Genomic DNA, 13,214 nt, shown 5'->3' with positions numbered 1-13,214 from the left:
GTCATAAATAGATAACTCATCGCCATATCGGTCAATAAGATAGATGATCGCGCTGCCAATACCTCTAATTGCTGGTAGACGTAGTTCCATAGGGCCCGTTTCGACTACAACGGGTTCAGCGCCTTGTGCCAATAAGTGCTTATATGCTTTTACTGCATTTTTAACGCGAAAGCCCATGCCACATGCGGACGGTCCATGTTCACGAGCAAAGTACCATGCTGCTGATTTTGGCTCGTAATTCGCGATTAAATTAATGCCACCCTGACGCCATAGTTGCGCGTCTTTAGTGCGGTGATTGGCAATATGGGTAAAACCCATCGCTGTAAATACGGTTTCTAGTTGGCCCTTTTCAGGTGATGAAAATTCGATGAATTCAAAGCCATCTAAGCCTACTGGGTTTTCAAACAAATCTGCCATTGTTTACTCCCTTTAATTATTCTTAAAATCAGATGAAGATGCGTCTTATTAGAATTTGGTTTTAGGCATTACTTACCTCAATAGTACAAGGGTAAGTTTCATTGTGACATTGAGTGATTTTAATTTGTTATATTCAAAGGCGTTTTGCCTCATGATTTTGTCGTCGCAGTTTAGGTTATTTCGTGCAAATATGCCCGAGAAGGGCTTGTTAATGCTCGCTCCTGATTTAACGAAAAAGCTCTATTTGTAAACATTTCGTTACAAAATTGGGATTCCAGACGGATTACGGGGAAAGCTTACTTAATCCAGCCTACTTTAAGAATTAAGTAAACTGTCCCCGTAATTCAGCCTACTTTAAGAATTAAGTAAACTGTCCCCGTAATTCAGCCTACTTTAAGAATTAAGTAAACTGTCCCCGTAATTCCTGTATTGGTCATGGTAAACCTTCTGAAAAATCATAGTGAACATTTGTTCAAATTTATATTGAATAATCGTTCAGGATTTTTTTAAAGAAAACATGTCCACCGCTAGCAAATAATCAATCACCACCCGCGTTCGTTGTGGAATTTGGCGGCGCGAGGGATACACCAGAGCCAATGTAAGCGTGTCACTTCTTACCGATGGCATCACATTAATCAGCTGGTTATTATTCACTTCCTGCTGCACCATCGACGGAAACAATGCGCAAATGCCCATGCCGCCAGCCACCATTTGCTGCATCATCAGCGGTGCATTGCAGCGGTAAAAATCCTTCGGTCTGATCTCCAGCGGCGCACCATTTTCCCACAGGTGTAATACACCATCAAAGTTGGTTTGCATGAGCGTCACCCAGCGGCAGTTTTCCAGATCCTCTACTGTGACTGGCGTCCCTGCCTGCGCCAGATAATCCGAGCTGGCGAACAGGGCCAGTTTTTCTTCGTGAAGGGGCCGGGCAATGAGTGAATCATCTATTGTGGTACCAATCCTAATGCCCAGATCAATCTGGTCATCAATAAAGTCCAGGGTGACATCGCTTAAAATCAGATCCAGATATACCTCAGGATACTGTGCCTGAAAACCCGCCAGCACCGGTAAAAAATACTTATGTGCAATGTCGTGATTCATAGTAATGGCGACACGCCCGCTGGGAATTTCCGTGTGGGTTATGGACTCCACTTTTCGCAGAATATCCGGCAGTTGTTGTGCCTGCTCATAGACATTACGACCCTCGGAAGTGACCGTGAGTTTGCGGGTTGATCGCTGCAAGAGCCGCACGCCTAGCACAGTTTCCAGACTGGCGACCTGCTCACTCACTCTTGAGCGGCTGGTGTTGAGTTTACGAGCCGCTGCGGCAAAGCTACCCAGATCGACGACAGTGGCAAACACAGCCAGCAGGCGCAAGTTGGTGAAATCTATTGTACTCATAATCAGACCAATCCATTCTAAATTAGTGTGCTTATCGGTTCTGGTAGTTTGCGTCATACTTGTCCTACTTTCCACACCAAATAAGAGGATTAACAGGAAAAATGATGAACCATACCGGTAAACAACTTGCGTCAGCGATCGCAGCAATTTTGGCCACTCCTTCATTGGTGATGGCACAAGGCTTTTATGCAACGGCACAACTCGGCAGCAGTCAACAGGCAAATGACTCAACACCCTACGGTAACAATATTGCCTCTGATGCTGATTTTCCCGGATCATTTGATGCTGGCAACGGTATAGTCGGTGGGGTGGGGATCGGCTATCAGTTCAGTAAGCAGCTGCGTGTTGAAGGCCGAATCGGCCACCACGAAAGCGACTTTGACGACAGGAAAGTAGGAACCGGTAGTCGCGCTGGTGAAGAATATATCCTCAACGGTGACATCAAAAGCACAACGCTCACTGTAGAAGTCTTTTATGACTTTCCTAATGCCTCTCAGTTCACACCTTACGTTAAAGCAGGCGTGGGTGTATCTGACAATCGCTACTCAGCACGTCTTGGCGGAGCTGGTGTTGCTGCATTCGACCCGTTTGATGGTGTAACTGATGGTTACTATGATAACTATAAAAATGGCGATAACACTGAATTCACCTGGAACGTGGGTGTAGGTGGCAGCTATGCATTAACCAAACAGGCCTCCATTTACGGTGAGTACCAGTATGCCTCGTTCGGCGATGTAAGCACTGGGCAGGATGCATTTACTGACGGTTTTAAGATCGATGATGCAGCAAGCCATGAAGTTGCCCTGGGTGTACGTGTAAATTTCTAAGATAGACAAAGTTAACGATGACAATATGGTTACAGCCAGTTGATATTGTAACCGGGTTTTGGATGAGCGGGGGTGTGGCTTCAGCTGTCCTCGCACTCACTCGTCAGATCTGGGTCGGCGGCGGTATCGGTATCACACCATTCATTGCACGGATGAAGCAACTTGCGATAACACCAGGATCGCAACCCATCGACCTCATTCTCAGTGTTAAAAAGATTGAGCCGGAAGCTTTGGTGCTTCTGACTGCGGACGCGAAAGCCGCCAATGTTAATCTGCATGTACTGGTCGACGATATAGATGGTTTTCTTGATGGTGTTCGTTTGCGGAAGAGGGTTCCTAATTGGAAGTCGGCCGGTGTCTGGTTCTGTGGCCCGGCGAGCTTTGGTCAGGCACTGAGTACGGATTTAGTAGACCAGGGTCTGGTGGCGAGTGACTTTCACCAAGAGTTCTTCAATATGCGGTGAAGGCTTATTACTAATTGCTCAGATTAATCAGTACTTGATTAGGGTGTTTGTCGGCTCTGATGGTTCGCTTCATTTTGTCTTACTTAGCCATTTAACAAAGGAAAATATACATGATTGCTATCACAGCCGCCAGCGGCCAATTAGGCGCAGAAATCGTTAAAGCCACGCTGGCATTACTGCCCAGAGAGCAGGTAGTCGGTCTGGCCAGAACGCCGGAAAAAGCAGCGCATCTGGGTATTGAAATACGCCCTGGTGATTACAACGATAAGGCCACGCTGGAAAAATCACTACAGTCTGTCGATACCTTATTAATCGTCTCAGGCATGGATGCACCGGGCAAACGTATCGAACAACACCGCAATGTCATCGAAGTAGCGCGCAATAACGGCGTAAAGAAAATAGTTTATACCAGTGTGCAGGGAGCGGAAGCCGGTACGTCTTTTTCTCCGGTGATTCAAAGCAATCGACAGACCGAAGAAGATGTTCGCAATAGCGGACTGGATTGGGTGATCGGGCGCAATGGGATTTATATTGAGCCCGATATTGAGTACCTTGAATCCTACAAAAAGGCAGGTGGGATCTCTAATTGCGCGGCTGATGGTAAGTGCGGTTACACGACGCGGCCTGAGCTGGCTTACGCTTATGCCCGAATGCTGACTGAAGATAAACATAATGGCCAAACCTACAATCTGCATGGCGAAGCAATTACTCAATACCAGCTTGCCGACTATATTAACGGTGCGTTTGGTACGGCGTTGACCTATACGCCCATGACTGTAGAAGCATTTCGTCAAGGTCGGCAGGCTGAGCTGGGTGAATTTATCGGTGATGTTATCGCCGGTATTTATCAAGGGATTCGGGAAGGTAAAGCGGACAACCCCAGTCACTTTGCAGCCGCAGCAGGTCGGGGGCATCAAAGCTGGCAGGCTTATTTTGAGGAAATTACATCAAAATGAATAACCAATCGAAATACAAATACACCCCCAGGGCATCCTCACAAATGTAATGACAGGAGTAAATAGAGTGAAGTTAGTAAGTATTTTTTTGCCTGCCAGCGCCCTTAAAATGCTGGGCGCGTGTATCAGCATTATGATTATTTGTGGCTTAAGTAGCGCAGCTACAGCGGATCAGAGCACATTTGATGTGGAAGCCGTAAAGGCAAAATATAGCATTAGAGACTATGTTTACCAGCCTTTGCCTGAGCGTGGATATAACTATTTTAAAATCGCTGAGAACGCCTATTTCGTTCATGATGATTTCGAGCATATGGTCTTTTTTGTCACTGAAGAAGGTGTTGTTGTCTATGATGCAAAGCCGGACGTATCACCATTTTTGCTTGAGGCTATTTCCGAAGTCACTGACAAACCGATCACTCATGTGATTTACTCACACCATCATCGTGATCATGCTCAGGGTATGTCTCTTTTCCCAAAAACTGCCAAGATAATTGCTAATGATGAAACTGCTAAATTCCTGAAAATTGCGAATGATCCAAAACGCCCGATGCCTGACATCGTTTGGAAAGACAGTTATGTTCTGGAGACCGGTGGTCTGAGGCTTGAATTTAAAGATTTTGATAGAAACTGGCATTCACAGTCAGACAGTATCGTCTATGCCCCTCAGCAAAAAATCTTATTAGCCACCGACACATTTCATGCCGACGCTGCTCCATGGATTCATTTTGGTGAATCAACTGATCCGATGATGACGTGGATGCTCCCTGAAATAGTGTTGAATGAGTACCCCGACTTCGAACTTATCATCAACGGCCATGAACGAATTGTGCCTACCCGTGCTCACTGGGAAACCTACAAAGAGCTTATCGAGGACATGAAAAAGATCGTATTTGAAGTGGCGAAATCTCCTGCTTTTCAGGCCATGGCTAAAGAAACAGCCCAACGCTATGCTGATGGATCAGAGCATGCGATCTACAAAGAAACGATCATGACAGCCGCAAGCATGTGTGCTGAAAAATTTAACGAAAAATGGGCCGGGCGTGTACGTAATGTCAGGCTGAATTCAGTGGAAAATTTCCAGATGATGTTCATTCAACTGGTTATTCTAAATCCATAAAATAAAGTTAAGAGTAGCTCGGCATTAGTGCATTGTTCACATAAGCACACCAATCTATTCTAAATTGGTGTGCTTATCGGTTCTTATAGTTTGCGCCATACCGGTCCGACTTTCACAGCAATAACAGTACCAACAGGAATGCTTTAATGATTAATAAACTTAAAAATGTGGCAGCAAAACGATCGGCTAAAGTACTGACCGTGGTCGCATCAAAACAGTTAACAAAGAACATGCTCAGACTGACGCTTCAGGGAAAGGAGCTTGCCAGTTTTCCGGATGACACAGAAGGCGCTTATTTCAAGTTTGCTTTTGACAACGCAGGGGCTGAAAAACCAGTTATGCGTACTTATACCGTGGCGAAGTTCCGCAGGGATCAGCATGAAATCGACGTAGATTTTATGATGCACAGCAGCGCGGATGGCATTGTTGATGGTGTGGCTTTACCCTGGGCTATACAGGCAAAAGCGGGTGATAAGGTATCGATATTCGGGCCGGGGCCAGCTCGTTTTATCAATGCAGAGGCCGATTGGTTCTTGCTGGCTGCTGATATGACTGCGCTACCTGCATTAATCGCTAATCTTGCGATATTACCCCCGGATGCGACGGGTTATCTGGTCGTAGAAATTCTCTCCGACGAAGATCGCCAGCCACTTCTTGTGCCAAAGAATATGGAAGTGATTTGGGTGGTTAATCCACATGCAGGATCGGATGCTTCACCGTTGTACGATGCCATCAGACAACTACCATGGCCGGATGGTCAGGTCGCTATCTGGACGGCTTGCGAGTTCAAAACCATGAAGAGGATCCGCAAGTATTATGCTGAGGACAAAGCGGTTGCAAAATCTCACCTGTATATTTCCAGCTACTGGAAGCAAGGACTGAAGGAAGAGGAGCATAAAGCAGCAAAACAAGTAGATGAGGCATAATCGGTTCGAGCAAACGGGTTAGCTATGACTGCTCATAACTGACCCGATAACTCAAATCTCAACAACCACTTTACCCATACCTTTACCGCTTACCAAGCGCTCATGTGCCGCGCCTACTTCATGAGTTTCGGGGGACAGAGTTTCGGGAGACAGCTTACTTAATTCAGCCTACTTTCAGGCCCAGATTCTCCTTTACGCAGGGTACGCTTTGTCGCAACACCTGCCATGATCTTCCCTCCGTTTTGTAATTGAGCGCCTTAGACAGACTAGAAAGACTTCTTCGGGTCAAAGTGACTTAAATGGTTCTGAATCGAACAAGGTCAAACATTTAGGCAGTAGGGTGCCAAAAACGGACATTTGTTAAATTTTTAAGCCTCGATTGCAGGTAACCGTTCACTCTAAGACGCTCTGCCTGTCCTATCTCAAATTTAATTAAGGCCACCTCAATTACGTTGAAACAAAGGCTGCAATGCGGATAGTCTATTTAATACACCTGTTTGAATATTACTAACTCAGGTGAAAGTAATACGCCAAGATATCCAAGAAACGCTGGAGCTTGTATATACGATTTCTGATATCAGCAGTTCAGAATTTTATTTCATATATGCCTGTTTTTTCAAATTTTCTGATATTTATAAATAAAGCTTAAATTAAAACTTACTAATATTATTAATAGGTGTATTAACTACTACATGTGTAAATGCTAAAGAATATAAATACGCAGGAGTAGACAGATAGTTTACTCATTATATTTTTTAACAGAGGCCCAACATGAAACACAATAAATTAAGCAAATTTCTCGCTACAACAGTGCTTGCAAGTGGACTTGTGATGGCTGATTCGGTTCTCGCTGCGGTTGGAAATGGAGGTGCTGGAGCTGGTGCCGGTGGAAGCGTATCGTGATCGAGACCGGGATCGTACCAAGGACAAGAATGATGCGGATAAGGGTCAAGACCTCGATCGTCTTAAAGATCAAGACCTGTAACAGATTTATAGGCAACAACTCATGTTATCGCAGGAATTAGCAGAACATCGCGCGCAGAATGCGTGCCGCTAAAACTATAGGAGAGCGCGAGCCGATCCGTATTGAAAATCACACGCACATGCAAGAACGTGCAACAGAACTGGATGTGACTTTACCCCAGTAGTGTTCATCAGAGGCAAGGCTAGTTTTTTTACCGAGCTATTTTCTGGTAATGCAAACTGACTGATGGTCACCACACGGTTTCTCCATGTGGTTGCCCATTCAAGTGTATGGCCGCACCAATAGTAATAATAAATTCGGTTGTTTCTAATCGAATACTTAAGTAACAAAATCAAAGGGGGATAAGGAAATGCTCAAAAAAACTCTACCACTGGCCATAGCGATGGTCATAGCCATAACGATTGCTCCGGTGGCACAATCGGAGAACATGTTTAGCGGAAAAGCCAAGCCTAACAGCTTCTGGTGGCCGGATCAGGTGGATCTCGCACCGCTACGTGACCACAATAATAAATCCAATCCGTACGGTGATGACTTCGACTATGCTGAGGCCTTCAATAGCGTCGACCTTAAGGCACTGAAAGCGGACATCACAAATACACTGACCACGTCAAAGGACTGGTGGCCGGCAGATTGGGGCCACTATGGTGGATTGATGATCAGGATGGCCTGGCATAGCGCAGGAACTTACCGCGTGCATGACGGACGCGGCGGTGCCGATGGTGCCCAGCAACGATTCGAGCCGCTTAACAGTTGGCCTGATAACGCCAGTCTGGACAAGGCGCGACGTCTGTTGTGGCCGGTCAAGCAAAAATACGGGCGTAATGTATCCTGGGGTGACCTGATGATACTGAGCGGTAACGTCGCGCTGGAATCGATGGGCTTCAAAACCGTAGGCTTCGCTGGTGGTCGCATCGACGACTGGGAATCTGACTTGGTGTACTGGGGCCCCGAGACCAAAATGCTGGGTAACGATAAGCGTTACAATAAGGACGGCGAGCTCGAAAAGCCTTTAGCGGCATTGCAGATGGGCCTGATCTATGTGAACCCAGAAGGCCCAAGCGGTAATCTCGATCCACTTTCGGCTGCCAAAGACATACGAGAATCATTCGGCCGAATGGCGATGAATGATGAGGAGATCGTAGCGTTAATCGCCGGTGGGCACACGCTTGGCAAGAACCACGGTGCAGTAAAAGCTGATTGTGTAGGCCCCGAGCCCGCCGCCACAGGTATTGAAGAACAGGGACTTGGTTGGAAGAACAAGTGTGGTAAAGGCAATGCTGAAGACACCTTGACCAGTGGCTTGGAGGGTGCCTGGACCCAAACGCCTACAACATGGTCTATCCTGTTCCTCAATAATCTGTTCGCGTTCGAGTGGCAGAAACATGCGACTCCTGCGGGCGCTACAGTGTGGATACCGACAGATGAAAGTGCACATACTGCTGTACCTGATGCCCACGTCGAAGGTAAACGTAACCCGCCTGTGATGCTCACAACGGACCTCGCACTGAAGGAAGACCCTGGCTTTCGCAAGATCGCCGAGCGTTTCCTGAAGAACCCGCAAGAGTTCGACCAGGCTTTTGCCAAGGCATGGTTCAAGCTAACGCATCGTGACTTGGGTCCGCGTGCCCGCTACCTTGGCAGTGAGATTCCAGAAGAAGTATACATCTGGCAGGATCCGGTTCCGGCTTCCGATTACAAGATAAGCATCACAGAAGCGGACGCTTTGAAAGCGCAGATCATGAAATCCGGTTTGACAGTACCTGAACTGGTCAGAGTGGCATGGGCATCAGCTTCTACCTATCGCGGCTCAGATATGCGCGGTGGCGCTAACGGTGCGCGTGTCCGGCTTGCTCCACAGAAGGACTGGGAAGCCAACGATCCGAAAGAACTGGCCAGCGTGCTGAAGAAACTTGAGCAAGTCAAAAAGGATTCTGGCAGCAAGGTCTCCATGGCTGACCTGATCGTGCTCGGTGGTGCTGCGGCGATTGAAAAGGCGGCAAAAGATGCTGGTTATGAAGTCAAGGTTCCATTCAAACCGGGGCGTGGTGACGCACTACAGGAGATGACCGACGTGGATTCGTTCGCCGTACTGGAGCCGAAGGCAGATGCTTTCCGTAACTACTACAACAACGGTGCTTACGCTTCTCCTGCTAATATGCTGGTCGAGAAGGCCGACCTGTTGACTCTGACGGTACCGGAAGTGACCGCACTGGTCGGCGGTATGCGTGCATTGGACGCAAATGCTGGCGGCTCTAAGCATGGTGTGTTCACCGATAAGCCGGGACAGTTGAGCAACGACTTTTTCGTCAACCTGCTCGATATGTCCACCGCGTGGGCGCCATCGAAGCAAGAGAGCGTCTACGAGGGACATGACCGGAGCAGCGGCAAGCTGAAATGGACTGCAACACCCGTTGATCTGGTGTTCGGTTCTAACTCGGAACTCAGGGCCGTCGCTGAAACCTATGCTTCTGAGGATGGTGAGAAGACGTTCATCGACGACTTCGTAAAGGCTTGGTCTAAGGTGATGAACAACGGCCGCTTTGAGATCTGAAGACAGTTTACTCACCGATAGAATAAAGCCCCTCCTGAACAATAGGGGCTTTTTTGCACAGTCTGGATTCCGGGGACAGTTTACTTAATTCCTCAGCGCTGGTGCATAAACTATAGTCGACAAAGATGTATCAAGTACAAGGAGCAAAACAATGGCCAGGATGGCTCGGGCGGCAATTTTAAACTACCTTCACCATATTACCCAACTTGCAACCGCCGCCTGTATAAATGATGTCAGAGTAGAATGGCGCTAAGTTAAGCTTGTTTAGCAGGATATCGGCGCCTATGCTTTATTGCTATCGTTTCATGTCGGGATTGGTTCAATAATTGAAATGATTTTGTCCGGTTAGGGTAGTTTGCGACTTAAAGGGCTTAGTCGCGACTGGTCAAGCGTTTAGGCAGGAGGGGGCCAAAAGCCAACATCTACCAGGAACTCTAACTCTTCCCGATAGACCGAATCGTATTGACTGCCGGAATATCCCAGGCTTCGGTAATCTGGCCATTGACGATTCGCCAAACAACGACAGCATCAAACTCCATTGAGCTGCCTTCAAAATTCATGCAATTGCACACTTGAGTGACCACTAGTTCATCACCGGCCGTCCTACTATCGATTACATTCACGCGGAAACTACTGCCGCTTCTTTCACCCAGCTTGGCAAAGAAGCTTTTCAACCCGTCAAGACCGAGATAGTCGCCTTGCAACTCAGGTAAATGTCGATTGAAATAGTGCCAAACAAAATCGTCAGCCACAAAGCTCTTACACGCATCCAGGTCTTGCAGATTGAGATTTTTCAGCAGAGACAGGTTCGGGTGTATAGCTTCCATCATCGTTTCTCCTCAGGCGCAGCTGGAATACTATCTGCGATTAGTCCCACTAGCGTGCAAAGTATTTTGGTCATCCATTCTCTCCATATCATTGTGGCTGCAACACTCCATCTAACATGCGCGGGCCCGCAACCAAACTGCTTTTATGCGAGTTCATTGAGAGAGCAGACGCCTCAGTCATCATATTACGTTGGAAAATGTGAAAACACCTTGCGGTCGACATTGGCTGCTGAAAGAACGCCGCCCCACAGCGCACCTGCAATCCCCGGAGAGCACACATCCTGGCCCGAAAGATAAAGCCCCTTAATCGGCGTCTTCATGCGCAATGCTTCTGAGAATACGCGTTTCGGCGAAACATCAAGACCGTAAAATGCCCCTTGAAAGTGGCCAGTAGTGTTAACAGTGGTGAGCGGTGTTGCCAGCTCGCGATGGACAACGAGTTTAGCCAGCTGCGGAAAATAGTTTTCAAACTGTTCGAACATTCTCTGCTCAACAGATTGTTTGAATTCCTGATAGTCAGCGCCTCTTGCGCCAGGTGATTCCATCGACCAACGTTTGACGCTGGACCAGTTCGTCAGGGTAAGCACCTCTCCCACATGTTTATGGTTAGGGCCCGGATCATGCGCTGGGTCTTTGAGTGATGCAAAGGAAACAAAAAAACCGGGCGGTGCTCCATCCGGCACGTCCTCCCAAAGAGTGTCTACAGCGCCGGTAGGGTAGATCCAGTGATTTGATTTGGTGGCGCCTGCGGATTCGACATCGCCTTCAAAACCAAGAAACAAACTGAAATGAGCGACATTAGGCTTGAGCGTGCGGATTTCTTCTATCCAATCCTGATGGCCGCAATCATCAGGCAACAGGCTCTCAACCGTTTCTCGGGCGCCGATATTTGAAATCACAGTGTCAGCGTGTATTGTTTCTCCGTCTGCGGTCGTAACGCCTGCGACACGCTCATCTTCCATCAACAGGGAGGCCACTTTTACGCCGGCGCGGGCATCGCCACCGCCAGCTGATATCGTTGGCAAGATGTGTTGCGCAAAGGTGGCCCCGCCACCAACCGGATACCACGCACCGCTTTCAAGATAGGAGCCAACTGCCATGGCGTGTAAAGCGAAGCTTGCTGTGCTGGGGCGACCTCCGAAATCACCCCATTGGGAGGTGAGCGCACGAACAAGATCGTCATTATCTGTGAGACTACCTGCCACTTCATTGGTTGTTCGGCCACACCACTTGTTAAGTTCGTTGCGCTTCCACCATTTCAAACCGGCGCCGAAGGGGACGGGTAAGGATCGAACTTGCATCGCTGTCATCAGCGCTTCGCGCCCCTTGCGCATCGCATCTGTCCAAGCTTCGATTGCTTCGGTTTCCTCAGGAAACCGCGCCTTGAAGTCTAACTCCTGCGCCTCATAGGGACGTGAAAGCCGCAAGGGCTCAGAATCTCCGACATGCAGTGTGTCGTAAACTGCACCCATGGAAGCAAACTCAATGGGCTTTATGCACAGCCAGTCAAGCAGGTCTTTTTCTGGGTCGCCAGGGGCGAGCCCGCCCAGATAGTGGATCCCTACATCCCATGTGAAGCCCTTGCGAGAGAAGCTATGTGTCAGGCCACCGAGCGTATGGTATTGCTCCAGAAGAAGAACCTTGTGTCCTGTTTTGGATAAAGCCGCTGCCGCCGCCATGCCGCCCATGCCTGATCCAATGACAATGACATCCCATTCGTTTTGGGATTGATCGCGTTTGATACTGTCCATTCCTTTAACCCTCGCTATCGGCCCGCATGGCGTTTGCCGATAAAAATTGATGTTAAACGAAGACTGCGCAATGGCTGTATGCCGATCCAGTCGTGGATGGCAGCGTCTTACTGTGGGTTATTTCCGCCCGCAATAAGTATCACTTGACCCGCACTGCAAGTACGTCGCAAGTCGCGCTTTGCATAACGCTGTTGGCCGTTGACCCCAGTATGAACCGTTGAAGGCCCCGGCGGCCATGACTGCCGATCACAATCAGATCGATGTTGTGTTCTTCTGCCAGCCGGTGTATTTCGGCATCCGGGTGGCCGACCGCAACAATTTGTTGGTTTGCTTCAACATTGAACTCATTAGCGTAAGTCGTTAAGCGCTCTTTCGCTGCTGTATTCAATTCATCCTGAGACTTGTCCAGCTCCATCATATATACGCCGCCATAGGCGGTGCTGACAGGCTCAACAATGTGGACAACCAGCAGTTCTGCGTTATGAACCTCACGCAGATCAACTGCCGTTGCGAGAACTTGTTTTGCTTCTTCGGAGAGATCAATTGCCACCAGTATTTTGCGATACTTAGCCATACATTGCTCCTTCTGTTGCTAGTTCTCTGATTATCCAGGCATTACTCTTCTTGAATTGTCTGGATATAGTAAACTAACTCCAGAACCCTTCCTCTGATAACCTTTTCAGCTCCCATCGGGCCATATTTATCTCCCTCTTCCATTTTGTAACGGCTCCCCCAGACAGGCATCTCTCTGTCTCCATGCCCCGAGACAAGGGTTCTACCATCAATTACCTGAAACACACGTTGGAAGGGATAGTTTCCGGAACCCAGGGATGGGTATAAACCATGGTTATTCTTCGCGAGCTGGGTTAAATCCGTGGGTTTTGGTGTAAGGAATTGAGCTATAGGCCCGTCTCCTTTACCACTAATACCATGACAGGAAGAACAAGAAGCAAGAAACTCATCTGCACCTATCATATGATTTTCTGCAT

11 protein-coding genes and 1 pseudogene are annotated in these 13,214 nt (G+C 48.0%); 6 read left to right on the top strand and 6 right to left on the bottom strand.

Annotation, left to right across the window (positions count from 1 at the left end; translation table 11 throughout):
- A pseudogene (locus BM099_RS20120) lies at positions 1-417 on the bottom strand (4-hydroxyphenylpyruvate dioxygenase); the annotation flags it as partial.
- Between the two features lie 495 nt (positions 418-912).
- Positions 913-1,821 carry a LysR family transcriptional regulator gene (locus BM099_RS20115; RefSeq protein WP_090731082.1) on the bottom strand — a complete coding sequence of 303 codons (909 nt, stop codon included), beginning with the start codon at positions 1,819-1,821 and terminating at the stop codon, positions 913-915.
- A 101-nt stretch (positions 1,822-1,922) separates the two neighbouring features.
- On the opposite strand from BM099_RS20115, the gene BM099_RS20110 reads away from it, so the two are divergent.
- The 6 genes from BM099_RS20110 to katG all read left to right on the top strand — a co-directional run bounded on the left by BM099_RS20110 (position 1,923) and on the right by katG (position 9,647).
- Positions 1,923-2,648 (top strand): outer membrane protein, encoded by a 726-nt coding sequence (locus BM099_RS20110; protein ID WP_198064174.1) that lies wholly within the window; start codon positions 1,923-1,925, stop codon positions 2,646-2,648.
- 74 nt (positions 2,649-2,722) lie between these two features.
- The gene (locus tag BM099_RS20105) at positions 2,723-3,112 is read left to right on the top strand and encodes a ferredoxin reductase domain-containing protein (RefSeq protein WP_143083815.1); all 390 of its coding nucleotides are present in this window, start codon (positions 2,723-2,725) and stop codon (positions 3,110-3,112) included.
- 110 nt (positions 3,113-3,222) lie between these two features.
- Positions 3,223-4,068 (top strand): SDR family oxidoreductase, encoded by an 846-nt coding sequence (locus BM099_RS20100; RefSeq protein WP_090731076.1) that lies wholly within the window; start codon positions 3,223-3,225, stop codon positions 4,066-4,068.
- 67 nt (positions 4,069-4,135) lie between these two features.
- Positions 4,136-5,185 (top strand): MBL fold metallo-hydrolase, encoded by a 1,050-nt coding sequence (locus tag BM099_RS20095; protein ID WP_177201243.1) that lies wholly within the window; start codon positions 4,136-4,138, stop codon positions 5,183-5,185.
- 146 nt (positions 5,186-5,331) lie between these two features.
- Positions 5,332-6,111: a siderophore-interacting protein gene (locus BM099_RS20090; protein ID WP_090731073.1), complete on the top strand. Its 780-nt coding sequence runs from the start codon at positions 5,332-5,334 to the stop codon at positions 6,109-6,111.
- Between the two features lie 1,334 nt (positions 6,112-7,445).
- Entirely contained in the window at positions 7,446-9,647 is a 2,202-nt protein-coding gene (katG, locus tag BM099_RS20085) for a catalase/peroxidase HPI (RefSeq protein WP_090731071.1), read from the top strand.
- A 434-nt stretch (positions 9,648-10,081) separates the two neighbouring features.
- Here katG and BM099_RS20080 read toward each other — a convergent pair whose 3' ends face one another.
- The 4 genes from BM099_RS20080 to BM099_RS20510 all read right to left on the bottom strand — a co-directional run.
- On the bottom strand, positions 10,082-10,477 hold the full coding sequence (locus BM099_RS20080) for a nuclear transport factor 2 family protein (protein ID WP_198064173.1): 396 nt from the start codon (positions 10,475-10,477) through the stop codon (positions 10,082-10,084).
- A 182-nt stretch (positions 10,478-10,659) separates the two neighbouring features.
- Entirely contained in the window at positions 10,660-12,225 is a 1,566-nt protein-coding gene (locus BM099_RS20075; RefSeq protein WP_090731065.1) for a phytoene desaturase family protein, read from the bottom strand.
- A gap of 139 nt (positions 12,226-12,364) precedes the next feature.
- Positions 12,365-12,799: a universal stress protein gene (locus BM099_RS20070; protein ID WP_090728701.1), complete on the bottom strand. Its 435-nt coding sequence runs from the start codon at positions 12,797-12,799 to the stop codon at positions 12,365-12,367.
- Positions 12,800-12,840: 41 nt separating this feature from the next.
- Positions 12,841-13,214 (bottom strand): c-type cytochrome (locus BM099_RS20510; RefSeq protein WP_090731063.1); only part of this gene is annotated, 374 nt, incomplete at its 5' end.

This window comes from Neptunomonas qingdaonensis (assembly GCF_900113275.1).
Lineage (GTDB): Bacteria > Pseudomonadota > Gammaproteobacteria > Pseudomonadales > Balneatricaceae > Neptunomonas > Neptunomonas qingdaonensis.
This window is presented reverse-complemented; position numbering and strand designations above follow the sequence as displayed.

Coding starts and splice junctions, on each gene's coding strand:
- BM099_RS20100 (WP_090731076.1), top strand. CDS start 3,223: ATGATTGCTATCACAGCCGCCAGCGGCCAATTAGGCGCAGAAATCGTT.
- BM099_RS20115 (WP_090731082.1), bottom strand. CDS start 1,821: ATGAGTACAATAGATTTCACCAACTTGCGCCTGCTGGCTGTGTTTGCC.
- BM099_RS20075 (WP_090731065.1), bottom strand. CDS start 12,225: ATGGACAGTATCAAACGCGATCAATCCCAAAACGAATGGGATGTCATT.
- BM099_RS20080 (WP_198064173.1), bottom strand. CDS start 10,477: ATGATGGAAGCTATACACCCGAACCTGTCTCTGCTGAAAAATCTCAAT.
- BM099_RS20090 (WP_090731073.1), top strand. CDS start 5,332: ATGATTAATAAACTTAAAAATGTGGCAGCAAAACGATCGGCTAAAGTA.
- BM099_RS20110 (WP_198064174.1), top strand. CDS start 1,923: ATGATGAACCATACCGGTAAACAACTTGCGTCAGCGATCGCAGCAATT.
- BM099_RS20070 (WP_090728701.1), bottom strand. CDS start 12,799: ATGGCTAAGTATCGCAAAATACTGGTGGCAATTGATCTCTCCGAAGAA.
- katG (WP_090731071.1), top strand. CDS start 7,446: ATGCTCAAAAAAACTCTACCACTGGCCATAGCGATGGTCATAGCCATA.